Origin of the sequence: Natranaerovirga pectinivora (assembly GCF_004342165.1) — a bacterium.
Lineage (GTDB): Bacteria > Bacillota > Clostridia > Lachnospirales > DSM-24629 > Natranaerovirga > Natranaerovirga pectinivora.
This window is the reverse complement of sequence record NZ_SMAL01000004.1, coordinates 1-26,287: the sequence shown is the minus strand read 5'-3', so window position 1 is coordinate 26,287 and position 26,287 is coordinate 1. Positions and strand designations below refer to the sequence as shown.

25 protein-coding genes are annotated in these 26,287 nt (G+C 33.3%); 22 read left to right on the top strand and 3 right to left on the bottom strand.

The window, feature by feature from the left end; genetic code table 11:
* Window position 1 precedes the first annotated feature (1 nt).
* The 5 genes from EDC18_RS07105 to EDC18_RS07085 all read left to right on the top strand — a co-directional run bounded on the left by EDC18_RS07105 (window position 2) and on the right by EDC18_RS07085 (window position 6,743).
* The gene (locus EDC18_RS07105; protein WP_132251703.1) at window positions 2–1,006 is read left to right on the top strand and encodes a FecCD family ABC transporter permease; all 1,005 of its coding nucleotides are present in this window, start codon (window positions 2–4) and stop codon (window positions 1,004–1,006) included.
* 3 nt (window positions 1,007–1,009) lie between these two features.
* On the top strand, window positions 1,010–1,810 hold the full coding sequence (locus EDC18_RS07100) for an ABC transporter ATP-binding protein (RefSeq protein WP_132251701.1): 801 nt from the start codon (window positions 1,010–1,012) through the stop codon (window positions 1,808–1,810).
* Window positions 1,800–3,026, top strand: a complete 1,227-nt coding sequence (locus EDC18_RS07095) for an MFS transporter (RefSeq protein ID WP_132251699.1) — start codon at window positions 1,800–1,802, stop codon at window positions 3,024–3,026. Before EDC18_RS07100 ends, EDC18_RS07095 begins: the two co-directional genes overlap by 11 nt.
* 184 nt (window positions 3,027–3,210) lie before the next feature.
* The gene (locus EDC18_RS07090; RefSeq protein ID WP_132251697.1) at window positions 3,211–5,202 is read left to right on the top strand and encodes an LTA synthase family protein; all 1,992 of its coding nucleotides are present in this window, start codon (window positions 3,211–3,213) and stop codon (window positions 5,200–5,202) included.
* Window positions 5,203–5,363: 161 nt separating this feature from the next.
* Complete coding sequence (locus EDC18_RS07085) at window positions 5,364–6,743, top strand: class II fumarate hydratase (RefSeq protein WP_243115085.1); 1,380 nt, start codon at window positions 5,364–5,366, stop codon at window positions 6,741–6,743.
* A gap of 63 nt (window positions 6,744–6,806) precedes the next feature.
* On the opposite strand, the gene EDC18_RS07080 is transcribed toward EDC18_RS07085, so the two are convergent.
* Genes EDC18_RS07080 through EDC18_RS07070 form a run of 3 tightly spaced genes read right to left on the bottom strand, consistent with a single transcriptional unit; the run spans window position 6,807 to window position 10,456 of the window.
* Entirely contained in the window at window positions 6,807–8,192 is a 1,386-nt protein-coding gene (locus tag EDC18_RS07080; protein WP_132251695.1) for an ABC transporter permease, read from the bottom strand.
* A 1-nt stretch (window position 8,193) separates the two neighbouring features.
* On the bottom strand, window positions 8,194–9,528 hold the full coding sequence (locus EDC18_RS07075; RefSeq protein ID WP_132251693.1) for an ABC transporter permease: 1,335 nt from the start codon (window positions 9,526–9,528) through the stop codon (window positions 8,194–8,196).
* Complete coding sequence (locus EDC18_RS07070; protein WP_132251691.1) at window positions 9,515–10,456, bottom strand: ABC transporter ATP-binding protein; 942 nt, start codon at window positions 10,454–10,456, stop codon at window positions 9,515–9,517. Before EDC18_RS07070 ends, EDC18_RS07075 begins: the two co-directional genes overlap by 14 nt.
* Before the next feature lie 341 nt (window positions 10,457–10,797).
* On the opposite strand from EDC18_RS07070, the gene EDC18_RS07065 reads away from it, so the two are divergent.
* From EDC18_RS07065 to EDC18_RS06995, 17 genes are all read left to right on the top strand, one after another.
* Window positions 10,798–12,873, top strand: a complete 2,076-nt coding sequence (locus EDC18_RS07065; RefSeq protein ID WP_132251689.1) for an EAL domain-containing protein — start codon at window positions 10,798–10,800, stop codon at window positions 12,871–12,873.
* 51 nt (window positions 12,874–12,924) lie between these two features.
* A complete protein-coding gene (nagA, locus tag EDC18_RS07060) occupies window positions 12,925–14,115 on the top strand; it encodes an N-acetylglucosamine-6-phosphate deacetylase (protein WP_132251687.1) in 1,191 nt (396 codons plus the stop codon).
* Between the two features lie 262 nt (window positions 14,116–14,377).
* On the top strand, window positions 14,378–14,761 hold the full coding sequence (locus tag EDC18_RS07055) for an ArsR/SmtB family transcription factor (RefSeq protein WP_279230914.1): 384 nt from the start codon (window positions 14,378–14,380) through the stop codon (window positions 14,759–14,761).
* Window positions 14,762–14,784: 23 nt separating this feature from the next.
* Window positions 14,785–16,920, top strand: coding sequence for a heavy metal translocating P-type ATPase (locus EDC18_RS07050; protein WP_132251686.1), 2,136 nt, complete (start codon window positions 14,785–14,787; stop codon window positions 16,918–16,920).
* Between the two features lie 557 nt (window positions 16,921–17,477).
* Window positions 17,478–18,128: a flavin reductase family protein gene (locus tag EDC18_RS07045; protein WP_243115084.1), complete on the top strand. Its 651-nt coding sequence runs from the start codon at window positions 17,478–17,480 to the stop codon at window positions 18,126–18,128.
* A gap of 684 nt (window positions 18,129–18,812) precedes the next feature.
* Window positions 18,813–19,025: a hypothetical protein gene (locus tag EDC18_RS14780; protein ID WP_243115083.1), complete on the top strand. Its 213-nt coding sequence runs from the start codon at window positions 18,813–18,815 to the stop codon at window positions 19,023–19,025.
* A gap of 45 nt (window positions 19,026–19,070) precedes the next feature.
* Entirely contained in the window at window positions 19,071–19,277 is a 207-nt protein-coding gene (locus tag EDC18_RS14865; RefSeq protein ID WP_279230913.1) for a reverse transcriptase domain-containing protein, read from the top strand.
* 101 nt (window positions 19,278–19,378) lie between these two features.
* Window positions 19,379–19,666: a group II intron maturase-specific domain-containing protein gene (locus EDC18_RS14860; RefSeq protein ID WP_341472719.1), complete on the top strand. Its 288-nt coding sequence runs from the start codon at window positions 19,379–19,381 to the stop codon at window positions 19,664–19,666.
* A gap of 327 nt (window positions 19,667–19,993) precedes the next feature.
* On the top strand, window positions 19,994–20,551 hold the full coding sequence (locus EDC18_RS07035) for a hypothetical protein (protein WP_132251684.1): 558 nt from the start codon (window positions 19,994–19,996) through the stop codon (window positions 20,549–20,551).
* 280 nt (window positions 20,552–20,831) lie between these two features.
* Window positions 20,832–21,296 (top strand): GNAT family N-acetyltransferase, encoded by a 465-nt coding sequence (locus tag EDC18_RS07030; protein ID WP_132251682.1) that lies wholly within the window; start codon window positions 20,832–20,834, stop codon window positions 21,294–21,296.
* 288 nt (window positions 21,297–21,584) lie between these two features.
* Entirely contained in the window at window positions 21,585–22,181 is a 597-nt protein-coding gene (locus EDC18_RS07025) for an HAD family hydrolase (RefSeq protein ID WP_132251681.1), read from the top strand.
* Between the two features lie 643 nt (window positions 22,182–22,824).
* The gene (locus EDC18_RS14765) at window positions 22,825–23,154 is read left to right on the top strand and encodes a hypothetical protein (RefSeq protein ID WP_243115082.1); all 330 of its coding nucleotides are present in this window, start codon (window positions 22,825–22,827) and stop codon (window positions 23,152–23,154) included.
* Between the two features lie 9 nt (window positions 23,155–23,163).
* On the top strand, window positions 23,164–23,844 hold the full coding sequence (locus EDC18_RS14760) for a reverse transcriptase domain-containing protein (protein WP_279230916.1): 681 nt from the start codon (window positions 23,164–23,166) through the stop codon (window positions 23,842–23,844).
* A gap of 198 nt (window positions 23,845–24,042) precedes the next feature.
* Window positions 24,043–24,474, top strand: coding sequence for a hypothetical protein (locus EDC18_RS07010; RefSeq protein ID WP_132251677.1), 432 nt, complete (start codon window positions 24,043–24,045; stop codon window positions 24,472–24,474).
* A gap of 189 nt (window positions 24,475–24,663) precedes the next feature.
* On the top strand, window positions 24,664–25,572 hold the full coding sequence (locus EDC18_RS07005; RefSeq protein ID WP_165878509.1) for a YecA family protein: 909 nt from the start codon (window positions 24,664–24,666) through the stop codon (window positions 25,570–25,572).
* 30 nt (window positions 25,573–25,602) lie between these two features.
* Window positions 25,603–25,857: a hypothetical protein gene (locus EDC18_RS07000; protein ID WP_132251674.1), complete on the top strand. Its 255-nt coding sequence runs from the start codon at window positions 25,603–25,605 to the stop codon at window positions 25,855–25,857.
* Between the two features lie 156 nt (window positions 25,858–26,013).
* Window positions 26,014–26,205 carry a GIY-YIG nuclease family protein gene (locus tag EDC18_RS06995; RefSeq protein ID WP_132251672.1) on the top strand — a complete coding sequence of 64 codons (192 nt, stop codon included), beginning with the start codon at window positions 26,014–26,016 and terminating at the stop codon, window positions 26,203–26,205.
* Window positions 26,206–26,287 lie beyond the last annotated feature (82 nt).

Here is a 26,287-nt window from a genome sequence, read left to right as displayed (position 1 = left end):
TATGAAAAGAAATAAATTTAAATTAACCCTAGTTCTTTTATTGCTTTTATTATTAGTCTCTTTTATAACTTATTTGTCTTGGGGATCTTACAAGATTGGGCCTTTAGATATTATTAAGACTTTTTTAGGACAAGGGACACGACTTCAAAATACAGCCATATTTGATATAAGATTGCCAAGAATGCTAGTAGGAATTGCTATAGGGATCGCCTTATCTACAGCAGGAGCTTTATTACAAACCATCACTAAAAATGATTTAGCCGATTCAAGTATCATTGGAATAAATGCAGGAGCGGCAGTGGCAGCAGTGATCTTTATATCATTTAGTAGTGTTAATTATTATAATGCTCTAGGGCCATTATCCATTTATGTCTTGCCCTTTATGGCTATTATTGGAGCAGGGATTTCGGCTATAGGCATTTATCTTCTATCTAGTAGAAATGGTATTAAACCTATACGGTTGTTGCTTATAGGGATTGGATTAAATGCAGGCCTTAATGCTTTTATCACTTTCTTTACATTTAGAGGTGGTGTTGGTGATTATAATAGAGTGTTAATCTGGACATCAGGAAGCCTTTGGGGGGCTGGCTGGAACTATGTAAAAATAATTCTGCCATTGGTTTTTTTGATGGTTATCCTAGTTGTATTAAATTATAAGAAATTAGATGTTCTTAATTTATCAGATGAACACGCTATTTCTCTAGGGCTAAACTTGAATAAAGAGCGAAAAAAATTCTTGGTTTACGCCGTTATACTTGCTGGAAGTGCCACTGCTTTTGCGGGAAATGTGGCTTTTATCGGATTGATCTCACCCCATATTGCTAGAAGATTAGTAGGGCCATATCATAAGCAATATTTAGTAATATCTGGAATGGTTAGTATGGTGATTATTTTACTTGCAGATGCAGTGTCAAGAAATTTGTTTTCACCAATCGAAATACCTGTAGGGATTGCAATTTCAATATTTGGCGTGCCATATTTTATTTATTTAATGATGAAGGAGTAGTATATGGAAGCAATTAGTGTACAAAATCTATCAGTAGCTTATGAAGACAATATGATTATAGAGAATATGAATCTTTCCATCCCTAAGGGTCAAATTAGTATTATTATAGGGGCGAATGGGTGTGGCAAATCTACTTTGCTTAAAAGCATCGCTAGGGTTGTAAAACCAAAAAGTGGAGAAATTTTTATCAATGGAAAAAATATAAAAAAACAAAAAGAAAAAACCATTGCAACACAAGTAGCTTTTTTACCTCAGGGACCCATCTGTCCATCTGGGATTACTGTAAAAGAGCTGGTTGCTTATGGTAGGTTCCCACATCAGAAAATGATTGGCGGTTTAAACGTCCATGACAAAGAAATTATAGATTGGGCTATAGAAGAAACAGGTCTAAAAGATTTTTCAGATAGAGCAATAGAAAGTTTATCTGGTGGTCAAAGACAAAGAGCTTGGATTGCTATGACACTGGCACAAGAAACAGATATCATTATGCTAGATGAACCAACAACCTACTTGGATATGTCCTATCAATTAGAAGTCCTTCAAGTCCTTGAAAAATTAAACAAAGAAAAACACATCACCATAGTAATGGTACTCCATGAATTAAACAATGCCTGTCGATTTGCAAGTCATATTATCGGCCTTAAAAACGGCAAAATCATTTGTAAGGGTAATCCTAAAGAAGCCATTACAAAAGATACTTTAAAAGACATTTATGGCATTGATGTAAAGTTACAATTAAGTGAAAATAAAAAGTACCCAATATGCGTAGATTTTGAGCTTATTAGGGGGTCCAATGAAAAATAAAAATTTTCTAATCGTGGTCACTGGGCAAATTATTTCCTTGTTTGGGAATGCCATTCAAAGATTTTGTATGTCTTTGTATATCTTAGATTTAACAGGTAGTGCGGCTGTTTTTTCAAGAATATTAGCCTTTTCTACGATTCCATATATATTGTTCGCCCCTATTGCAGGGCTATTAGCAGACACAATAAACAGAAAAAAAATAATGCTTTATTTGGATTTATTTAGTACAGCTTTAATAGGGCTATATGCCATCATCTTGTTTAATGGAAAAGACAATACCATCATTGTAGGAAGCGTTATGTTTATATTGTCAATCGTATATACCTTATATAACCCATCAGTTACAGCTTGTATTCCACAGATTGTTGAAAAAGAAAAACTGGCTTCAGCCAATGGCATTATTCAACAAGTTGGCTCTATTGTCAATCTGATTGGACCTATATGTGCAGGATTATTGTATAGTTTTGTAGACATAAAAATAATTGTCATTGTAAATGGTTTTAGTTTTTTTCTAGCAGCAGTTTTAGAGTTGTTTTTACATATCCCTGATCTAGAAATTAAGGAAAAACTGAAAAATCCCCTTGTAAAATCGATTAAGGAAATGAAAAGAAGTTTTATATATCTTAAAGAAAAGAAGCAAGTGGTATTAGGCATCATCATTTCCTACGGGTTAACAAATATTTTCGTAGTACCAATACTTAGTATTGTATCTCCCTATTTTATTAAAGTACAATTAAATGTGTCATCTACCATATATGGCTTTGTAGAAGGTACATTTGTTCTAGGTATGATCATAGGGGGTTTATTGATTACATTAAAACCAAAGCATTTTAAAATGCGTATAATACATAAAACAATGTACCCTATGGTACTGGCCATTATAACTATGGTGGTATCTACATATTTAAGTGGTGGGAATTTATTTTTAATTATTGGACTATACGCTATAGGCGGATTTGGCATTATGTTTTCTTTGGCGTTATCCAATATCATTTCTTTAACTTATATTCAGAATGAAGTAGAGGGAGATATGCTTGGTAAAGTCAGTGCTTTTTCTACTGCCATAGCAACGGCCAGTGTTGCACCTGGGCAATTAATATATGGGTATTTAATTGATATCAATGTAAGCCTTTACAAAATATTGATATTGACTTTTGTGATGAGTATTGGCGTTATTGCATTTATAAAGAGGAATGCTAGAAACATAAAAAGATAATAAGTTTTGCTTATTATCTTTTGATTTTTTAGAGAAAATATTAGTCAAACATTGTAAAATTTGATATAATAATAAGTTGTAATGGCTTTTGTTAAGAGGCATATTATTTACATGTTTATTATAAGATTATATGTAATAAAAAAATGAATGACTATATATATAGAAAGTTGGTTTGGGATGACATATGTTAAAGAAATACGATGGATTTGATTTATTAAAAAAGATTAACAATACAACATATAATAAAAGTGGAAAAGGTTACTTTAATCCTATTATACAATTAATGATTATAGCAACAGTGTTAAATGTTTTTTTAGAAGTTTCCATAAGACATTCTATCTTTGGAACAATAGACTACATTGTTACTAGGCCTTACATATTTCTTTATAATACACTAATAATACTTATTACACTTTCACTTTCATTGTTATTCATTAGAAGACACTTTTTTCTTATTTTAATATCTACTATTTGGATAGCTTTTGGAATAGCTAATTTTGTTTTATTAAGCTATAGAACAATACCACTCTCAGCCAGTGATTTTTATATTCTTAAATCAGTATTTGGTATTATTGATATTTATTTAAATACCATTCAAATTATGATGATTTTAGGAATATTGATAATGTCTATTATGGGATTGGTCATGGCTTGGAATAAATTGCCTAAAAATAGAGTGCCCTATTACAAAACATTTATCTGTGTTAGTTCAACCTTAATATTAATTTTTTCAGTTTCAGAAATATCATCAGCAAGGGTTTTTAGAAATTTAGTTGATGCATATAACGAATATGGATTTGCTTATTGTTTTTCTACAAGTTTAATAGATAGAGGTATTGGTAGACCTGAAAACTATTCAGAAGAAAACATTGATGAAATAGTATCAGTACTTAATATAGAAGACAGCAACACGCCTCAAAGAAGGCCTAATATAGTGATGGTACAACTTGAAAGTTTTTTTGATGTGAACCACATAAAAGGGTTAGAATTATCAGAAAACCCAGTACCCTATTTTACTCAACTAAAAGAAGATTTTCCTTCAGGATTTCTTAAAGTACCATCCATAGGAGCTGGTACAGCAAATACAGAATTTGAAGTGTTAACAGGGATGAATCTAAGTTACTTTGGTTTAGGAGAATACCCTTATAAAACAATACTTACTTCGTCAACGGCAGAGACCATCGCCTACAATCTAAGTGAACTGGGATATAAAAGTCATGCCATACATAATAATACCGCTACATTTTATAACAGACATACAGTATTTCCTAATTTAGGGTTTGATACCTTTATTCCAATTGAATACATGAGTAATGTTGAGTATTCTCCTATTGGTTGGGCGAAGGATGATATCCTAACAACTGAGATTATTAAAGCTATGGAATCTACGGATACTAAAGATTTTGTTTATGCTATCTCTGTCCAAGCCCATGGCAAATACCCAAGGGTAGAGGTGGATAGCAATCAAAAAATAAAAGTAACAGGAAGTAAAAATGATATTGAAGTCATACCGTATGAATACTTTATCAATCAAATTTATGAGGTAGATCAATTTCTTGGAAACCTTACGGAAGAATTATCTCATTATGATGAACCTGTAGTAGTAGTAATATTCGGAGATCATTTACCAAGTTTGTCTATTACAGATGATGACTTAGTCAATGGAGATCTATTTGAAACAGAGTATGTTATTTGGAGTAACTTTCCAATAGAAAGTATAAATCAAGATCTAACAACATACCAGTTAAGCGCCTATGTGTTGGAGCTCCTTGGCATCAATAATGGCACATTAACAAAATTGCATCAGGCCTATAATAATGAAGAAGATTATGAGGATAAACTTTTAATGCTACAATATGATATGTTATACGGCAATCAATACGTGTTTAATGGTATAAATCCTTATGAGATTATTGATATGCAAATGGGTGTCACGGATATTAAGATTAGGAATGCGCGTCAAGAAAAAGATAATATTAGAATAAGTGGTGTAGGATTTACCCCTTGGAGTGTTGTATATATTAACAATAGACCAAAACAAACACGATTCATCGATGAGAGCACATTGATGGTTGAAAATGAATTCCTCGGTTATGGCAGTAATGTTTTTGTAGCACAAGTTAGTGATGATAGGAGAGTTATGAGTCAGACACCTAATTGGTACAATGATTACTAGAAGAAAAAAACGAATAGTATAGAAGAAAAGGGATATTTTGTATGATATACAAAGTATCCCTTTTTACGCTTTCAAAATCAAGAAATGAAAGTTTACTAGTAAATGCAATGGGTATACTAAAGATAAGAAGGCATACAAAAAATAGTATATAAGGAGATGAGATGATGAATGCTAACAATCAATATAGAATAGAAACAGACACGCTAGGTAGTGTAATGGTTCCTTCATCAGCCTATTATGGGGCTCAGACTCAAAGAGCATTAGATAATTTTCCTATAAGTGGACTACGATTACCCCGTTCATTTATTAGAGCTCAAGGCATTATAAAGGCTGCTGCAGCAACCATTAATGTTGAATTAGGGACTCTGTCACCAGAACTGGGAAAAGCAATTATACAAGCATCAGAAGAAGTCATTGATGGGAAATGGGATCAGGATTTTGTTGTGGATGTGTATCAAGCTGGGGCAGGGACATCACAGAATATGAATGCCAATGAAATCATAGCCCATCGTGCCTCTGAGATATTAGGAGGCAGTACACAAGTCCATGCCAATGATGATGTAAATATGTCTCAGTCAACTAATGATACTTTTCCTTCAGCCTTAAATATTGCTGCAGTAGAAACATTAAATCAAAAGTTTTTACCAGCCCTCTCACAATTGCACCAAGAGCTTCAAAAAAAAGCGGATCAATTTATGCCAGTATTAAAATCTGGGCGAACACATTTGCACGATGGGATTCCAATTCGATTAGGACAAGAATTCTCAGGATATGCAGGAACTATTAAATCCATCTATGATGAACTGATGGCAAATGTAGACGCATTGTACCAACTTGGTCTAGGGGGTAATGCAATTGGTACATCTATAGATCTACAACCGGGCTATATCCCTAAGATTATTGAAGAAGTGAGTAAGAGAACAAGTCTGCCATTTCGTCAACCTAACAATATGTTTACCTTTATGCAAAATATGAATGAACCTATGCGTTGTATGTTAACCCTTAAAGAATTGGCGATCCATTTAATTAAAATAACAAGCGATTTACGTTTGCTCAGTTCTGGACCTAGAACTGGATTAGCAGAAATTTCCCTGCCACCTGTGCAACCTGGTTCAACCATTATGCCAGGAAAAATAAATCCTGCTATATTAGAAATGACGCATATGGTATGTTGCCAAATCATTGGCTACGAAACAGCCATAGCTACAGCGGTAACAGCAGGCCAACTAGAGATTAATGTTATGATGCCTATGATTGCCTATACATTTCTTCACGCTCTTGAAATATTTACAAATGCAATAGAAATACTCACTAAAAAATGTATCAGTGGCATTGAGGCAAATGAAGAAAAGTGTAGAAGATGGATGGAGGAGAGTCTTGCTCTAGTAACTGGCTTAAGTCCTAAAATAGGTTATGATATGGCATCTCAGATAGGTATGGAAGCAGAGGAACAAAGTAAAACATTAAAACAAATCCTACAAGATAAAGGCATGTTAACAGCAGAGATTAGTCAAGGAATAGACCCTAATAGGATGGTTTAGATTTTGAAAAAGAGATTGTAATGAATGGTTGAATACATTCACTACAATCTCTTTTGTATGTTTTTAATGATTGCTTTTTGTTATTAATACTTCTTTAAACATTTTAAAACTTAGTTTCTGACCATAATATAATACAAGGCCTTTGTAAATTCTCCCTGCAATCATAATAACAAACAAAGAGAATAGAGATAGAACAAGTAAAGAGATAATGCCTTCTATATAACTTATAGAACCTGTTAAGATTTCAACAGGAACAGAAAATGGTGAAGTAAAAGGTATATACCGTATAATGCCTATCAATGTTTGATTACCCATACCTGGGGCTAAGTAACTTACTAACCAGCTAATAATGATAGGGAAAACAAATAAGGATTGTGTTGAAGCAACATCTTCTGGTTTAGAAACAATACACCCTGTAAGGCCTGCAAGGACACAATAAAATAAAAATCCAACACAGAAAAATACTAAGGCCAATACAAAAGCCGGTAATGTAAATGCTGTTTCACCAATATTATCTCTAAAGAAGTTGATTATTGTTATAGCGGTATTTTCAAAACCAGGATAAATCCCTTGTGCAATAGCATTGCCACCGTATAAGCCTACAATAGCCGATACAATCCAAATAGAAAATTGAAGAATGGCCATTCCAGTAATTGCGAGTACTTTACCTGTTATTATAGCGTATGGGTGTACTGAGGATAACAAAGTTTCCATAATTTTTGATACTTTTTCAGAAGAAACAGATTTACTAACAGTTTGCCCATATAAGATTAACATCATATATAGTACAAAAGCAAAAAACATAGGAGCTACTACCTTAATCATATTAGCAATTTCATTTGTTTCATCACCTATAACTAAGTGAGATGTAACAATAGGTTTAAGAGCAGCATTAAGTTGATCATCTGTTAAACCCATTTGCATTATTTTATTATAATCAAAGGCAGATAACATTGGCCAAAGGAAAGATTCTGCCTCCCAAGTACTAATTAAACTATTATAGGGTACAATTGCCTCTAGTTCATATCCTGTATCACTAAGAGATATGATTACTGCAATGGTTTGGTTGGAATGTTGGGCAGCACTTTGAACCACTTCATCTCTAGATTGATTTGTTACAGTTACAAATTCAGTGTGTGCAAATTGATTATCTGTAATATCCTCTAGCAACTCATTAAAATCAGTAGCTTCTAAGCCACTATTATCTAGAATGTAAACCGTATTAATAGGGGAGCGTTCTATTTCATCTATTACATATTCAGAAGGATCCATATACTCATATGGGTCTGTTTTAGCATCAGACCTTGCCATTAACACGTTCATAAGTATAAGACCTAATAATATAAGCACAGAAATAAGAGTGGTAACAACCCTAAAACCGACTAGTTTCGTAGACTGCTTAAATGTAAAATTAAAAACGGAGGTCCATCCTCTAAAATTATTTTTCATATTATAAATCCTCCTTTGACACAGTCTTAGAAAGTTTAATTAATTCCTTAAGTTTAACCTTGTTGCCACTGTGAAGTATAAGGGTTTCATAAACTCTAGCAACAAAAAGGAACAATAAAATAATAAATAATATTTGTAATCCAATAGCGCCAGCAGCTAAAGGAAGACTTGCTCTACCCACTAAGATAGAACCTGGTAATATAAAAGGAGCAGATAATGGAAACAAAAATGAAAATATTACGAATGTATTGATGCCACTACCCATTAAAACACCACTTGCCCCTAATCCAATATAAGCCCCAACTAGATTAATAAGAGTAAATACTGTAAGGCCTTCATTTACTTCATCAAGTTTACTAACAGTTGCACCTGCTACACCGGCTAAAGCACCATAAAAAATTAATCCTAAGGCGATGACAATGATACATAGTACAATATTAATAATATTCAAATTTTGAAACATATCACTAGGTAAATATTCTGTAAGGGGATTTTGACCATTCCCTGCAAATACTTTATTAGAAATAGTGACAACAATAAAAACAGAAATCAACTGTAACAATACAGCCACTAACATTGCTATTATTTTACCAACCATTAAGGCTAGAGGTTTAACAGAAATTAACAAATATTCAACGACTCTAGTAGATTTTTCAGTTACAATAGAAGTTGCAATTTGAGTACTAGCAAAGATATTTATCATTAGTATAAGAAAGAGTACCCCATAGATAAACCAATACTCATTAAAAGAGATAGAAGTATCCTCATATATCATTTCTGTTCCATTAAAATCAACCATAGTTACTTTTGTTTCGATAGGCGTAGTCATTATAATACGCTGTTCCCTTGATATGCCTAATTGAGTCATTAAAAGGGTTTCAAACTGTTCCCTGATTTCAATGGATAACAGATGCATACTAGAATTTTTAACAGGCCCTGTACTGGCTTTTTCTAAGGTTAAGAAATAAGCTTCCTCAGTTTCACTAAGGGTTAAAATAATAGAGTCTTGTTCATTTTCTTCAATTCTATTTGTAATGGTTTCATAGGATTCATCCATTATCTCAATTACAATATGATCCATTGTTTTATGATTTAATAAATTAGTAAAATCCAAACCAACTAAATTAGTTTCATTAATAACATAAATTTTTTGTACAGGGTTAGGAGAATCTATATCATCAGGTTCACTAGGTGTAATAAGATTTAAAATTGGTGTGGATGCTAAAGCGAACAAAACCAATACAACAAAAGTAATTATAAATGCTTTGTTCTTAAGCATTTGTATTAACGTAAAGGAGAAGACATCCTTCCAACCAGAAATATTACTCTTCTTCATGAACGACCCCCACCTTTTCAATGAATATTTCGTGTAATGACGGTTCACGTAATTCAAATTTTACAACTGGAATATTGTCTTGAATCAACTTAGACAAAAATGTCATAGCTTGTTCTTCATTTTCAACTTTTAAGTGAAATTCACTTGGTGTTTTATTAGCAATAGTAAGGTTAAAAGATGATATATATGATGAAATATCTACATCGCTTTTAACAAAAAGATTAACTCTACCATAGCTTTTCTTAATTTCATTTAAATTCCCTTGTAATACAGCCTTTCCACGGTTTAATATTGTTATATCAGAACAAAATTCTTCAATGGTTGGCATTTGATGACTGGACATAATTAAATATTTGTTTTTAGCAATTTCTTCTCGTATGATGGATTTAAATAAATCTGTATTAACAGGATCTAACCCACTTAAAGGTTCATCAAGAACTATTAACTCTGGATCAGAAATCAAAGCAGCCATTAATTGAATTTTTTGTTGGTTCCCTTTAGACAATTGTTCAGCATTGTTAGATTTTGAAGATTTTCTTTTTTTTGTTTTTGGAGGAAATACATATTCAGTAACGGCTAATCGCTCTGACCAATATTCAATACGCTCTAAAGCTGTTTTCTTAGGAACATTTCTAAGCTTAGCAAAATACAATAATTGATCAAGTAGAGCATATTTTGGGTATAATCCACGTTCTTCTGCAAGATAGCCAATATTTGTACTTACAGCAACTAATGGTTTCCCTTTCCATAATACCTCACCATTATTACTAGATCTCATACCTAAAATAATACGTAATGCAGTTGTTTTTCCAGCGCCGTTTGTACCTAGTAGGGCATAAACCCCTGGTTCATTAATTTCAAAGTTTAAATTATCAACAACTACTTTATCTCCATACTTCTTTGTTAAATTCCTAACGCTTAAAGACATAAAAAACCCTCTTTCCCATTGATTCATAACAGTTGACCTGAAATGAAATTTATAATATGTATTTAGACAAAAAATAAAAAAATACTTTGATTATAAAAATACTTTGTCTATTAACAGACATATTATACCACTGTAAAAGTATATTGAAAAGATATAGATGAAAATAAATTATCCAAGACATTTTATAAAAATTCCTTTATAATATATAACTATATGTATTTAATTTGAAAAAAATTTTTTAATGCTTTTTTACAAGGGCTTAAATTTTTGTTTTCAATAAAGCTTGTATTTCTTGGGAAGGAAGACGAACAAGTTAAGTTACTACAAAAGAGGTGTTATGAGTGAAAGATACACAAAAAGTGATAACCAATAATTTCAAATTGATTTATTTACCCATTGTATTTACATTGATGGCTATTTTTACCATTGCAATTTTTACTCATAATTTGAGTCAGAGGATATTATTTAATCAGAAAGAAGAAAATGTTATAGAATTTACAAAGCTTTTATCCAGTAAAATAGAGCTAGAATTAAATCATCAAGGGATAAATAAAGACGAATCACTTGGCATTAATTTACAAAGAGATATTCATAACTTACAAAATATTGTTGAAAGAACTAAAGAGGAAAATGATACGATCCTATATGCGCTTATTGTAGATGAGAACTTAATATGTATTGCAGACTCAGATGTGGAAGACATTGGAATAGATTATTCTGGAGACTTGGAATATGAAAAGGCACTAAATGGAGTAGGAAGTGTATCAACATGGTATTATCCAATTATTGATGATTATGTGTTAGAAGCAGCGGTACCATTAAGATATGGTGAGGATATAATTGGTATTGTTGGTGTTGGTATTTCTATGGATGAAACAAAAAAAAATGTTGCTATATTAACATTTGGTTCATTCATAATGGCAGTAGTTATTTCTATTATTTTCTTTATCACACAGAGAATAAATGTAATTCAACCAATACTAACTTTGAACAAACATATTAGAAACATAAATACAGATGACTATTATTTTAAGCCATTAGAGATATCTAAAAATAAAAATTTTGAAGGCTTATACAATACCATAAATGAACTCTTTGACAAGTTAAATGAATCACTACATAAGAATTTTAATTTAAATGAAGAAATAAAAGACCTTGCATATAAAGATTACTTAACAAAAATACCTAACAGAATTAGTTTCGCAAGAAAATTCCATGAGGTAATACTAAACAATAAAATAGGAGCAATTGCCTTATTAGATCTTGATAGTTTTAAAGAGTACAATGATACCAAGGGGCATTTGAACGGTGACAGGTTATTAGTGGCAATAGCTCAGCGTTTAATTGGATTAAAAGGGGAAGGGGTATATATTTCAAGGTTTGGCGGAGATGAGTTCTTAGTGTTTATTTATCACCAAAGTGAAGAGCGTATTAAAGAAACCATATTAGAATTAGAAAATTTATTCAAAAGACCCTTTTATGTACAAGGTGAAGAAGTTATTGTTGAAGCAAGCATGGGAATAAGTCTGTATCCAGAACATGACAAAGAATTAGATGGCCTTATTAGTAAAGCTGACTTGGCTATGTATGAAGCAAAAACCAACGGTAAAAACCAATGGGCATATTTTACAGAGTCTTTATTGGAATCTGCTGAAAGAAAGAATTATATACACAGTATTTTAAGAAGTTCTATCACGAATAATGAATTTAAAATATTATATCAGCCGCAAGTAGATGTTTTTACAGGTGAAACGGTGGGATTTGAAGCCTTATTAAGATTTAAAAATCATAATATTTTTCCAGATGAATTTATACCTATAGCAGAGGAAAAAGGATTAATTATTCCTATTGGAAGAATGGTCATAAAAGAAGTCTTTCATCAGTTATCTCAATGGAAAGACCAGGGATTAGAAATAACGCCTATTGCCATTAATTTTTCTGTTAAGCAATTAAATGATGAAGGATTAATAAACTATATAGAAGAACTACTAAAAGAATACACTATTGAAACAAAATATATAGAAGTAGAAATTACAGAAAACATATTAATTGATAGCGAAGGGGCTACTAAGTTTTTAAATAGCTTAAAAGCGTTAGGCATAAAAATTAGTTTAGATGATTTTGGTACTGGGTATTCTTCTTTAAATTATTTAAGTAAATTTCCAGTAGCAAAAATGAAATTGGATAGATCGTTTATTCAACAATATTTAAATGTATCAAGTCAAAAAATTATGAAGCAATTAATATTATTAGCAAAAGCTTATGATTTAGAGGTGGTAGCAGAAGGGGTAGAGACTTTAGAGCAAGTAAAATTATTACAAAAATTGAACTGTGATTATATACAAGGGTACTATTTTAGCAAACCTGTTGATACTGAGATAGTGTTAGAAATTATAAGAAAAAAATACGATGTTTAGAATGCCTGTATTAATTAATTCATAGACATATAATAAGGGGGTTGTTACATTATGAATAAAATAGTATTTAAGAATGCTAGACTTATTACACCTACAGGGATTACCCAAGGCGAAGTATTAGTCTGTAATAAAAAAATTAAAAAAGTTGTATTAAATGGAACCATTATTGATGGGGCAGATGAAATCATTGATGTAAAAGGGCAATACCTATCACCAGGGTTTATTGACATTCATACCCATGGTGCAGGTAATGCAGATTTTATGGATGGGAATATTGAAAGCATTCATCAAGCCTGTAAGACCCATATGATCCATGGCACAACCTCTATTGTCCCAACTTCTCTTGCAGGTACAAAAGAATCCCTTTTTAATTTTGTGGAACTATTTAATTCTGTTTATTTACAGAAAGAAGGGTTGCCAAATATATTAGGATTACATATAGAAGGACCTTATTTTGCCTATAGCCAAAAAGGGGCACAAGATCATAGATACTTAAGAAATCCAGATCCAAAAGAATATATGGATGTATTAAAACTGACAGACAAAATAATACGTTGGTCCTTTGCAGTTGAACTAGAAGGCTCTATGGAATTCTTAAATGTTCTAAGGGAACATGGCATCATAAGTTCATTGGCGCATTCAGATGCTACTTGTGAAGAAGTCTTTAGAGCTTATGAAAATGGTTTGTCTGCTATGACCCATTTTTATTCGGCAATGTCCTCTGTGAGAAGGATTGATGCTTATCGGGTAGCAGGAGCAGTTGAAGCAGGATACTTGTTAGATGATTTATTTGTTGAAGTGATAGCTGATGGGAAACACTTGCCAAAAGAATTGCTTCAATTGATTTATAAAGTAAAAGGACCCGATAGAATTTGTTTGGTTACAGACTCTATGAGAGCTGCTGGAATGCCAGAAGGTGAATACTATTTAGGCAGTAAAGAAAATGGAACAAAGATTTTTGTGGAAGATAATGTGGCCAAATTAATGGATCGCAGTGCTTTTGCCGGAAGTGTGGCAACTGCTGATAGATTAATAAGAACCTTCCATGAGTTAACGGAAGCACCTTTATATGAAGTGGTTAAGATGATGTCATTAACACCAGCAAAACTTCTTAAGATTGATCGTAAAAAAGGGTCCATTTGTGAAAGCAAAGATGCAGATTTAGTGGTATTTGATGAAGATATTAATATTAAAATGGTTATGGTAAGAGGTAAGGTGAATTATACGGCTTCAGATTTTTAGATATTAATAGAAGATGCTTTTTGATGGGGAACTGGTGAAAATCAGTTTCTTTTTTTAATGCTATAAAGCCCTAAATTCTTATTATAAAAAATAAATTAGCAATTTGTAAAAAGGTTGTATTAACATTTAATAGTGCAATGCATATAATAATATATGAACAATCATTCATATAACTATTGACAATAAATATAAAAAGGAATATTATAACACTATAACATATGAATAGTTGTTCATATATTTGTTTGAAAAGGTGGGATAAAAAGTGAAAGACAATAAGATAGATTTTGAAAGATGTGATTGTACAGTTATACATGAAGATATTATAACATCAGTAAGAGAGAGTATGCCTCCAGAGGAAAGTTTATATGATTTGGCAGACGTCTTTAAAGTTTTTGGAGATACAACAAGAATAAAAATCATTTATGCTTTATTTTCCTCGGAGATGTGTGTTTGCGATATTGCAGTATTACTTAATATGACTCAGTCCGCCATCTCTCATCAATTACGTGTTTTAAAACAAGCAAGACTTGTTAAATACCGTAAAGAGGGCAAGGTGGTCTATTATTCTCTAGATGATGACCATGTAAAACAAATTTTTGACCAAGGACTAGATCATATAAGTGAACAAAACCACACGGGTAAATAGTTTGACATAAAGGGGGATTGACTATGAGTAATGGACTTAGAAAAGAGTTTTTATTAGAGGGATTAGGATGTGCAAACTGTGCAGCTAAAATGGAGAGTCAAATTAAGAACTTATCAGGCGTAAATAATGCCAATGTTGATTTTCTTTCTACAAAGTTAGTCATTGAGGCAAATAGCGAGAATGACTTTAATAGAATTATAAAAGAAGCTTCAATCATTATAAAGAAAATTGAATCACATGTAAAATTAGTGAGTGCAGAAGAAGTCATTAAAGAAAAGGCAAATGATAAAAATAATAAAGAATCTAAACATAATAAGCAGGAGTTTATTAGACTCGGTGTAGGTGGGGCACTATTTGCCTTAGGATTGCTTTTAAATATATCAGATTGGATAAGGCTATCTGTATTTTTAGTAAGTTATGTCATCGTAGGTGGAGAGATTGTTCTAAGAGCCACGAAAAATATACTCCGAGGTCAAGTTTTTGATGAAAACTTTCTTATGAGTATTGCTACTATAGGGGCCTTTTTGATAGGGGAATATCCTGAAGGGGTAGCGGTAATGCTATTTTATAAAGTAGGAGAGTTTTTCCAAGAATTAGCAGTGAATAGATCAAGACGTTCAATAAGTGAACTAATGGATATCAGACCTGACTTTGCAAACTTAAAAAGCAATGAAGGACTCATAAAAGTTTCTCCAGAAGAAGTAGGCATTGGAGATATCATCGTTGTAAAGCCAGGAGAAAAAGTGCCATTAGATGGTAAAGTTATTGAAGGGTATTCAATGGTTGATACATCGGCTCTAACAGGTGAATCTGTACCAAGAGAAGTTGAAGCAGGCAATGATGTATTAAGTGGTTGTATTAATAAAAATGGCGTTCTTACAATAGAAGTTACAAAAGAATTTGACGAGTCCACTGTATCTAAGATATTGGATCTTGTTCAAAATGCAAGTAGCAGAAAAGCCCCAACGGAAAATTTCATAACAAAGTTTGCTAGATATTATACCCCTATTGTTGTTAGTGTGGCGGCCCTCCTTGCCATTGTGCCACCTCTTATCATTCCAGGGGCTGGTTTCTCCGAGTGGGTATATAGAGCACTGGTATTCCTAGTAATTTCTTGTCCTTGTGCATTGGTTGTATCAATTCCATTAAGTTTCTTTGGTGGTATTGGAGGGGCTTCAAAAAGTGGTGTGCTAGTTAAGGGAAGTAATTATCTAGAAGCACTGAATAGTGTGGAAACAGTCATCTTTGATAAAACGGGAACATTAACAAAAGGTGTCTTTAATGTGACGGAGATACACCCGAAAAATGATGTGACAAAAGAAGGGTTGCTTGAATACGCAGCATATGCTGAAAGTTACTCCAATCACCCCATTGCTATCTCCATTCTAAAAGCCTATGAAAAAGAAATAGATAAAGATAAGATTGAAAAATACGATGAAATACCTGGGCATGGCATTAAGATAAGCGTTGAAGACAAAGAGATACTTGTTGGAAATCATAAGTTAATGGATAAAGAAAATATCAACTATAGCAAAATTGAATCAATAGGGACTATATTATATGTATCAGTAAATAGTGATTACATTGGCTATATTGTGATTTCTGATGAAGTCAAAGAGGACTCAGCCAATGCGATTAAAGCATTAAAAGCACTTGGTGTGAAGAAAATAGTAATGCTCACTGGAGATGCCAAATCCGTTGGTGAAAAAGTGGGGAATCAATTAGGGATAGATGAGGTTTATGCAGAATTACTCCCAACAGAAAAGGTGGAAATACTTGAGGAACTTGACAGCCAAAAATCACCTAAGGGTAAGATCGTTTTTGTGGGAGATGGTATAAACGATGCCCCAGTATTAGCTAGAGCAGATATTGGTATGGCTATGGGTGGTCTAGGATCAGATGCGGCCATTGAAGCTGCTGACATTGTCATAATGACTGATGAACCATCAAAGATTAGTACAGCAATAAAAATTGCTAAAAGAACAAGAAAGATCGTATGGCAAAACATAATACTGGCTATGGGAATAAAGATAATATTTTTAGTTCTTGGTGCTTTAGGCGTTGCTCACCTATGGGAGGCAGTATTTGCTGATGTTGGTGTAGCTATACTAGCAGTATTAAATGCAATGAGAGTTATGAAAGTGAAACATTTATTTTAATGGCTATATATTTTGCTTGTAGAGAAAAAGTAAAGAAAAGCAATGAGATTGCCAAAATGAATATCCAAGACTTGTAAAAAGTTAGAAAAGAAGCTGAAATAAGTCAGTTTCTTTTTTTGTGGGATTAAATAAATTGAATTCGTTATATATAAGTGTTCTATAAATGATTTGGAAGAAAAAACAGAATTATACAAATAAATACACCCAAAAGTTTTGAAATGTAGTATAATTATCAAATAAATAACTCAATATGAAAATGAAGTTAAACGCTTGATTGCAAGGGCTGAAGTTCTTGGTTAATCAAGGTTTGTGTTTATTGGGAAGCAAGAGGCATAAATTGAGTTAATACATAAGTGGTATTTGCGAAATAAACGTCGCAGATACCTCCAAAATGATGAATAGTCAGACGTAAAATTCAGAGATACAATAGTTAGGTGTAATATCAATATGAGAAGGGCTTCGTAGCCTTTATTTAAATCGTTATAGGTGGACACAGCGAAGCAAAGATTTTCAGATATATTGCGAAGATTAATAAATTTGAGGAAGGTGATACGGAAATGAAAATAGAATATTCTAATATTCCAATATCAATGGGCAAGATGAGAACTTATGGCTTTTCGTGGATGGATTTTGTAACAGCAATTCCATCACCATTATTTGTTGTGACTTCATACAAATCTAATGGGATGCCAAATGCTTGCCTACAGTCGTGGGCATGTTTTAAGGGTAACCCTAGTGGTTTCTATGCGATTCTTTCTAGTGTAAATAAATCAGGACACATGTATCAAACGCTTAAGGAAAAAGGGGAGGCAGTGTTGAATTTTCCCTCTGCTGATATATACGATAAATGCACAGCAACAATTGCTAACAATGGGTTTGATAATGATGAAATAACGTTATCGGGGCTTACTGCTGAAGCAGCAACAAGTGTAGATGCACCACGTATCAAAGAATGTTTTCTTAATCTGGAATGCCGTTATCTGTGGGAACGGGAAATAAAAGATGGAGATACCCACGTTTTAATATGTTTAGAAGTTATTAATATTTGCGCAGATGAAGTGCATTTAGATGAAAATATTCAAGGAAGATATGGGGAAAAAGGTTACCTATATAATGTACACTATCCAATTAATCCTGAAAATTTTGAGGGGAAATCACATGATTGGATAGCATCATTGAACAAGCTTAAGGACATGGGTGAATATTAAAAAAAAGGGGTATTCAGCTTCGATAATTCTTGTTTGCTGGATTTGATTTGCCTTTGTATCCAACTGCAAAGTAAGGTGAATTATTATTTATGATACGACACCTAACAAGCTTGTACCCGTACGCTAACGCACATTCCTTCACTGGGTGCAAGCACCGCCTACGGAGAAGGGCTCTGTGGGTCCAGTTCAGGAACGTCGGGAACAACAGAACGTTAGTGCGCCAAGCTAAGCTTGGCATTTCTGGCAAAGTGAGAGTCTTTGCAAGGTAAGGTCTAGCCAACCACCTTTATCGAGTGTTGTGCCGTTACTGGTGGCAGTAAAGGTAAAGCGTACACAGAGAATCCTATAGACCATAAGGGAGACCATAATCCCTGAAGCACATTGAGCCCCGTTAATGTTGCTCTAGAAATAGAGGAAGCGCAGATGACGACGTGTTTAACGTCACGGAAGTCAATACAAACAAGTCGATAAAGGCAAGACTTTGGAAGGTCTGTCGGGGTCAAAGAACGTGGTATGTAGGAAGAGAAATGTCAGGAACTTGGGAGACCTCAATACTTCCAACAAAGATTGGTAAGCCTACCCAATCGAAAAAGAGGATGGCTGAAGAGTAATGAGGAGTCGGATTTCTTCATAGTACTCAGAGGTCGGGAGAGCCGGCTACAAGGGGAAGGGAGAAACAGGAGTATGAATCATACAAAGGAAACAATGACTAGACAAGTAGGGCTGGGTAAAACATTGCGAACCTCCCTGTATGAAATCGAAAGGAAAGCAACTAAGAATAAAAAGCATAAATTTGAGAACTTATATCAATTACTAAACAGTCAAAACCTAATAAAAGCCTATAGAGATATAAATAAACAAGCATCAAGTGGAATAGATGGGCAGAGTGCAAAATAATTCGGTGAAAATTTAAAAGAAGAAGTAACAAAAATCGAAGAAGAGTTGAAAACCAATAGATATAGAACAAGCTTAGTAAAAAGAACATATATAGAAAAGCCTGGTGGAGGACAAAGACCATTAGGAATACCAACGGTAAAAGATAAAACCATACAAATTGCAACAAAGAAAATACTAGAAGCCATATATGAACCTGAGTTTATAGAAAGTAGTATGGGATATCGAAAAAACCGAGGGCAAAACAGGCAGTAGAATATCTAGGAAAAGAACTGAACTTCGGAAAATACACCTATATAGTAGAAGCAGATATCAAAGGATTCTTTGATAATGTCAATCATCAATGGTTAAAAAGAATGCTAGAAGAAAAAGTTAGAGACAAAAGAATAATAACATTAATAGAAAAATGGCTTAAAGCTGGCATTATATTTACTTTCAGATGGGAAAAGTCAAGAAAAGGAAAAGATATAATCACCCATAAGACTAGTAAAAAAGGATTCAAAAGGACCATACAAAAGTTCAAAGAATGGATAAGGAAAAATAGACATTGTCGTTTAATGAAAATGTTTAAAGAACTAAATACAAAACTACGTGGCTACTATAATTACTATGGAACAATAGGAAATAGCAAAAAAATAACCTAAGTATATAGAATAGTAATAGGAACTCTATATAAGTGGTTAAATAGACGTAGTCAAAGAAAAAGTTTTATATGGGGAGCGTTTGGGAAAGTAATAAAAAGATATAAGCTCTTAAAACCCTATATAGCATCAAGATATCAACAAACGACAATAAAGATAAGTTGCTGAAATATGGAAGTAGATTTTATAACTGAGGAGCCCAGTGCGGGAAATCCGCACGCTGGGATCTGTGCGAGGGGCGTCGGGTAACCGATGGCTCTACCGTGACTATGAAATTAGCCGCTTTTGTGTGGTTTAGGCTTTGAAGAAAAATTATTTTAGGTGATGATAATGAGAATTACATGTGATGCAGATGGTGGCATGGGTTACATTTATCTTATGCCTTCAAAACAACATTACAATAGTTGTAATAATTTAGATAAGTACATAGAAAAAGATAATATGGAAATACCTGTACTCTTTAACAATAAATTAATAGAAAGATTAAAGGGATTGAAGCTTATACATAAGACTTATAGAAGCGCTGTATATGAAAGTTTTGATATTAATATGGAATACTGTAATGATATGGATAATGAAGGTTATATAACTGGTATTGAATTAAACTTAGAAAAAGAGATGTTTATAGAGTTAATTTCTAATAAAGCATTTAAGATTGTTCAAGGTAGATGGAGAAGTAAAGATGTTTGTGTATTAACATTAGATTTAATTGATAAAGTGTTTAGCACTGATAATATAATTTATCCTTTATCAAAAAAAAGAGATGCTTTTGCTATAGTTTATGTAGATCCCAAATATAATGAAGGATTGATTAAAGGTTTAATTACTACAAGAAACAGTATATACTCAATTGATTATTTGAAAGCCCCAGATTTTATACTAACCTAATACAAAAATTAATTGTGAGTATGGCTTCGTGGGGCGGCAAACTTCATATATCAAGATTATTCCCGTTCGCGTTGCACATTCCTTCACTGGGTGCAGGCACCGCCTACGAAGAAGGGTTCTTAGGGTCCAGTTCAGGAATGTCGGGAATAACAAAACGTTCTCTGAAACCACACGCAAGATCGCGGCGTCCTGCCGCGGGCATGAGTAGGTACATTTAAGACTATTGATTTGCATTAGTAATATATTGCGAAATTAACTTAAGATTAGGGGTGTATTTTATATGGAAATAACAGTCATAAAGGGAAGTATAAATTATATAGATGATTGTGAGGAGGCATTAGTAAATTCAGAACTGGGAAAAAGATATTTTTCAGAAAAGGGAAAAGCTCGAAAAGCATTAGAAGAAGGATTTAACAAAAATGATATATATGTCGCAATAGACAATAATAACAACTGTAAAGGATTTGTATGGGTTATATTAAATGGAATCTTCCATATGCATCCTTATGTACATATTATTGCTGTCAAAAGTGAAAATCGTGGTCAGGGAATAGGAAAAATGCTCTTAAAATTTATTGAGGATGTTTATTATAAAAAATATTCAAAACTATTTTTGGTAGTATCCGATTTTAATCCGGATGCAAAAAGATTGTACAAAGATATAGGATATTCAGTAATTGGTGATATACCTAACTTATACAGACAAGGTATAACGGAATGTTTGATGATGAAGTCAAAAGAATAATGATTCGCAAACTTTTTATAATGCGAAGTATTGAAAATTATAAGTTTAAGGGTACGATGTCCTGTCGTACTCTGAGTCACGGGTCGTGTGGCATCAGAGAACAAAAATGTTTGCGCAAGGGTGCTGGCAGCACGAGTTGAGGGAAAGATCAGAGCACCACATCCCTTCACCGGGAGCACAGCTCCACCAAGGGGGAAGGTTAATGTGGTCCCGCTCAGGGACGTCGCAAACACGGAGACGTTAGGCAACAGAATCAATTAGTTTCTATCTTTATGGGAGAGTGATAATGTGAAGGCAGTAATATTAGATATGTATGGGGTAATCTTAAAAGACCCAGGAGAAGGTTTTTATACATATGTGAATCGAACATTTCCTAATTTAAGTTCACGTGATATATATCAGCATTGGGATAAAGCAGATGTAGGAGAAATATCTTCTTTAGAAGTTTTAAAAAGACTAGGATTTAAAGGTGATTTGGAGAAAATTGAAAAAGAATATTTGGATACAGTGGATATTGATGAATCATTTTATGAATTTGCTACAAATATAAAGAAAAATTACAAGTTGGCTTTAATATCAAACGATTCAAGTGAATGGAGCAGGTATTTTCGAGATAAATATAAAGTTAATGATTATTTTGATGCCATAACAATAAGTGGAGATCTAAAAATAAAAAAGCCTGATGAACGAATATTTAAGTACACGCTTGAAAAACTCGGTTGTTTAGCGTCAGATTGTACTTATATAGATGATAGAAGATATAATTTAGCGGCAGCAGAATCCCTTGGTATGGAAACTATATTATTTAATAGTAGGAATGTTCAATATGAAGGAAAGACCGTTGTGAATTTTAAAGAACTCGAAAATATGCTTGCAAAATTATAAACGAATATTATATGAGCAATCTTAATCTATTTTTGGTGGTAGTTTCCATTGATTCCATCGCCTAACAAGATTATTCCCATTTGCTGACGCACATTCCTTCACTGGGTGCAAGCACCGACAGGGAGAAGGGCTCTGAGAGGCCAGTTCAGGAACGTCGGGAACAACAGAACATTAGTGCGCCAAGCGAAGCTTGGCATTTCTGGCAAAGTGAGAGTCTTTGCAAGGTAAGGTCTAGCCAACCACCTTTATCGAGTGTTGTGCCGTTACTGGTGACAGTAAAGGTAAAGCGTACACAGAGAATCCTATAGACCATAAGGGAGACCATAATCCCTGAAGCACATTGAGCCCCGTTAATGTTGCTCTAGAATTAGAGGAAGCGCAGATGACGACGTGTTTAACGTCACGGAAGTCAATACAAAGAAGTCGATAAAGGCAAGACTTTGGATGGTCTGTCGGGGTCAAAGAACGTGGTATGTAGGAAGAGAAATGTCAGGAACTTGGGAGACCTCAATACTTCCAACAAAGATTGGTAAGCCTACCCAATCGAAAAAGAGGATGGCTGAAGAGTAATGAGGAGTCGGATTTCTTCATAGTACTCAGAGGTCGGGAGAGCCGGCTACAAGGGGAAGGGAGAAACAGGAGTATGAATCATACAAAGGAAACAATGACTAGACAAGTAGGGCTGGGTAAAACATTGCAAACCTCCCTGTATGAAATCGAAAGGAAAGCAACTAAGAATAAAAAGCATAATTTCGAGAACTTATATCAATTACTAAACAGTCAAAACCTAATAGAAGCCTATAGAGATATAAATAAACAAGCATCAAGTGGAATAGATGGGCAGAGTGCAAAAGAATTCGGTGAAAATTTGATAGAAGAAGTAACAAAAATCGAAGAAGAGTTGGAAACCAATAGATATAGAACAAGCTTAGTAAAAAGAACATATATAGAAAAGCCTGGTGGTGGACAATGACCATTAGGAATACCAACGGTAAAAGATAAAACTATACAAATTGCAACAAAGAAAATACTAGAAGCCATATATGAACCTGAGTTTATAGAAAGTAGTATGGGATATCGAAAAAACCGAGGCGCAAAACAGGCAGTAGAATATCTAGGAAAAGAACTGAACTTCGGAAAATACACCTATATAGTAGAAGCTGATATCAAGGGATTCTTTGATAATGTCAATCATCAATGGTTAAAAAGAATGCTAGAAGAAAAAGTTAGAGACAAAAGAATAATAACATTAATAGAAAAATGGCTCAAAGCTGGCATTATATTTACTTTCAGATGGGAAAAGTCAAGAAAAGGAAAAGATATAATCACCCATAAGACTAGTAAAAAAGGATTCAAAAGGACCATACAAAAGTTCAAAGAATGGATAAGGAAAAATAGACATTGTCGTTTAATGAAAATGTTTAAAGAACTAAATACAAAACTACGTGGCTACTATAATTACTATGGAACAATAGGAAATAGCAAAAAAATAACCCAAGTATATAGAATAGTAATAGGAACTCTATATAAGTGGTTAAATAGACGTAGTCAAAGAAAAAGTTTTATATGGGGAGCGTTTGGGAAAGTAATAAAAAGATATAAGCTCTTAAAACCCTATATAGCATCAAGATATCAACAAACGACAATAAAGATAAGTTGCTGAAATATGGAAGTAGATTTTACAACTGAGGAGCCCAGTGCGGGAAATCCGCACGCTAGGATCTGTGCGAGGGGCATCGGGTAACCGATGGCTCTATCGTGACTATGAAATTGTCAATCTTTTTGTATTATATGTACATTATCTAATTAGCTTTACTTATGAACAAGTTTATAAATTAAAATTTAGTGAAGGAGGTAGCAAATGCCCAAATTTGAAGAAACTCAGCGAATATGTAGCAATTTTATAATAATATTGTTTATATTATTTGTCGTTTTCTTGACATTAACTATATTTTTAAATGAAGATTTTATTGTAGGAACTATTATGTGCCTTGTTTTTTTAATAATATTTTTTATTCTCAAGCTAAATCTCACTGTTTACGATGATAGAATTGAGTATAAGCTATTTCCATTTCATAAATCCAATAGAGTAATAATGCTTAATTCGATAGTAAAAATTGATACTATACGTCCAAGTCAATTAGGTATATTTGGGTTTAAGATAAAGAATACACCGAGTGGTACATTTTATTATTTTGGAGGAAACACCATTATGCGTATAAGAACAATTGATGGTAAGGTTCTATTGATTGGAACCCGAAAAATAGAAAAAATGGAACATGCTTTAAAATAGTAAAGTGTTTTGAATAAGCAAGATTGACAAAATCATATAACACGCCAGTTTCCTGCATTCCTTCCGATGTCACAAGTCTTGCGAGGCAAGCCTTGCGCCACTTATTCCGCTAAGGCGTTAAAAGGAAGGAACGTCGGAAACTGCGGGAACGTTAGCATACATTCCGAACTAGTAAATTGGGGGTTTTCTATGATTAAACTATTTCATATATTTGGCAACGAACCTTGCCCCTGCAAAAGTGGCAAGAAATACAAAGATTGCTGTAAAAATAGAAAGAATAAGAACTGTGAGAATGTAGAGCATTATTTGAGTATGGTAAATAAATACTCAAAAAAGAGTCAACTGAAATTATGTCTTTACGAAGGGTGCAATGCTAAACCAAAAGACATTATTCTTGCTCATGCACTTCAAAAGAATAGAATTCTGAAGAAGATTGCGCATAAGAATCGTGTCTTAATGCAAGACTTTTCTGGGAAGCCAACCATGTTAGATATGGGTAGAGGAGAAAAAGAACCATTCTATTTGCTCGAAGAGGTTAATATTAAAAAAGCCACTGCTTTTAGGTGTTTTTGTGGTAAACATGATGATGAGTTGTTTCAAAAGATAGAAAAACAACAGCATTCATTTGAAAAAATGACGGAAGAACAGAAATTCCTTTTTGCGTATAAGACATTTTCTTTTGAACATTATAAAGATATTTCTGTTAGAAGGTTCCATGCCTTAATGTGTAAGGATTTCCCTGAGAATTTTAAGAATCCTATTTTTATTTATAAGTATAGAAACGCACTACTAAAAGCAGATGAAACAGAGTACTATTGGAGACGCTTTGGTGAATGTCTGAGGGATAGAAATTTTGGTGAGTTGTTCACATACACCATGAAATTACCTTATCCGATTGGGGTGTCAGGTTACATGTCTATCTCGCCACCATTCGACATAAATGGCAAACGTATTAAAGGACTAATAGGTATTAAGAAGAGGCTGAAAAGATTATTTATTACAATAGTTCCAGATGAAACCTGTTCATACATATTGTTCTCAGGATTTAAAGATGAGTTAACATCTTATGGACAGTATTTCGATTCACTATCAAGCTGAAATGATGAATTAATAAAGGTTTATCTTAATATGTTCTTGCCGTTGTACTCGGAAAATTTGATTATAAACCCATTGTTGCATGATTCATTTTCTGAAGAAGGACAAATGATGCTTCAGTATTTGATGACTGAAGTAAGTCAACGTAGAACGAGCAGATTACTTACATCATTACAGAATTCATTAATTGAAATCAATAAAAAGGGATTCAACACGGATGTGTTGAAAACAGTACCATATAACGTGTTTAAGAATATTGAAGAACTTTCCGTTCGTAACGTCTGCTAACAAGCTTGTTCCCGTTCGCTAACGCACATTCCTTCACTGGGTGCAAGCACCGCCTACGGAGAAGAGCTCTGTGGGTCCAGTTCAGGAACGTCGGGAACAACAGAACGTTAGCTGACATACTCATATTAAGGTAGTTCTAGAGATTGGAGAAAACTAATGAAATATGAAAAAATATCTTATTTATATTTAATAGTATGTAGATTTAAAGAATACAAATTTATAAAAATTGGTAGAACAACTGATTTATATAGACGAGTTCATAATATTAAAACAGGATGCCCACATGAAATAACGAGTGTATTAATTATGAAATCAGAATTTGAAGAAGAGGTTATCCCTATGTGTTAGGATAGTTGTCGTATAGAAAAAAGTGTATAATAAAACTACGACAATAACCTGAGGAGAATTGATATGCCAAAAAACAACAATA

Coding starts and splice junctions, on each gene's coding strand:
- EDC18_RS07105 (WP_132251703.1), top strand. CDS start 2: ATGAAAAGAAATAAATTTAAATTAACCCTAGTTCTTTTATTGCTTTTA.
- EDC18_RS07100 (WP_132251701.1), top strand. CDS start 1,010: ATGGAAGCAATTAGTGTACAAAATCTATCAGTAGCTTATGAAGACAAT.
- EDC18_RS07095 (WP_132251699.1), top strand. CDS start 1,800: ATGAAAAATAAAAATTTTCTAATCGTGGTCACTGGGCAAATTATTTCC.
- EDC18_RS07090 (WP_132251697.1), top strand. CDS start 3,211: ATGTTAAAGAAATACGATGGATTTGATTTATTAAAAAAGATTAACAAT.
- EDC18_RS07085 (WP_243115085.1), top strand. CDS start 5,364: ATGATGAATGCTAACAATCAATATAGAATAGAAACAGACACGCTAGGT.
- EDC18_RS07080 (WP_132251695.1), bottom strand. CDS start 8,192: ATGAAAAATAATTTTAGAGGATGGACCTCCGTTTTTAATTTTACATTT.
- EDC18_RS07075 (WP_132251693.1), bottom strand. CDS start 9,528: ATGAAGAAGAGTAATATTTCTGGTTGGAAGGATGTCTTCTCCTTTACG.
- EDC18_RS07070 (WP_132251691.1), bottom strand. CDS start 10,456: ATGTCTTTAAGCGTTAGGAATTTAACAAAGAAGTATGGAGATAAAGTA.
- nagA (WP_132251687.1), top strand. CDS start 12,925: ATGAATAAAATAGTATTTAAGAATGCTAGACTTATTACACCTACAGGG.
- EDC18_RS07050 (WP_132251686.1), top strand. CDS start 14,785: ATGAGTAATGGACTTAGAAAAGAGTTTTTATTAGAGGGATTAGGATGT.
- EDC18_RS07045 (WP_243115084.1), top strand. CDS start 17,478: ATGAAAATAGAATATTCTAATATTCCAATATCAATGGGCAAGATGAGA.
- EDC18_RS14780 (WP_243115083.1), top strand. CDS start 18,813: ATGAATCATACAAAGGAAACAATGACTAGACAAGTAGGGCTGGGTAAA.
- EDC18_RS14860 (WP_341472719.1), top strand. CDS start 19,379: ATGCTAGAAGAAAAAGTTAGAGACAAAAGAATAATAACATTAATAGAA.
- EDC18_RS07035 (WP_132251684.1), top strand. CDS start 19,994: ATGAGAATTACATGTGATGCAGATGGTGGCATGGGTTACATTTATCTT.
- EDC18_RS07030 (WP_132251682.1), top strand. CDS start 20,832: ATGGAAATAACAGTCATAAAGGGAAGTATAAATTATATAGATGATTGT.
- EDC18_RS14765 (WP_243115082.1), top strand. CDS start 22,825: ATGAATCATACAAAGGAAACAATGACTAGACAAGTAGGGCTGGGTAAA.
- EDC18_RS07010 (WP_132251677.1), top strand. CDS start 24,043: ATGCCCAAATTTGAAGAAACTCAGCGAATATGTAGCAATTTTATAATA.
- EDC18_RS07005 (WP_165878509.1), top strand. CDS start 24,664: ATGATTAAACTATTTCATATATTTGGCAACGAACCTTGCCCCTGCAAA.
- EDC18_RS07000 (WP_132251674.1), top strand. CDS start 25,603: ATGTTCTTGCCGTTGTACTCGGAAAATTTGATTATAAACCCATTGTTG.
- EDC18_RS06995 (WP_132251672.1), top strand. CDS start 26,014: ATGAAATATGAAAAAATATCTTATTTATATTTAATAGTATGTAGATTT.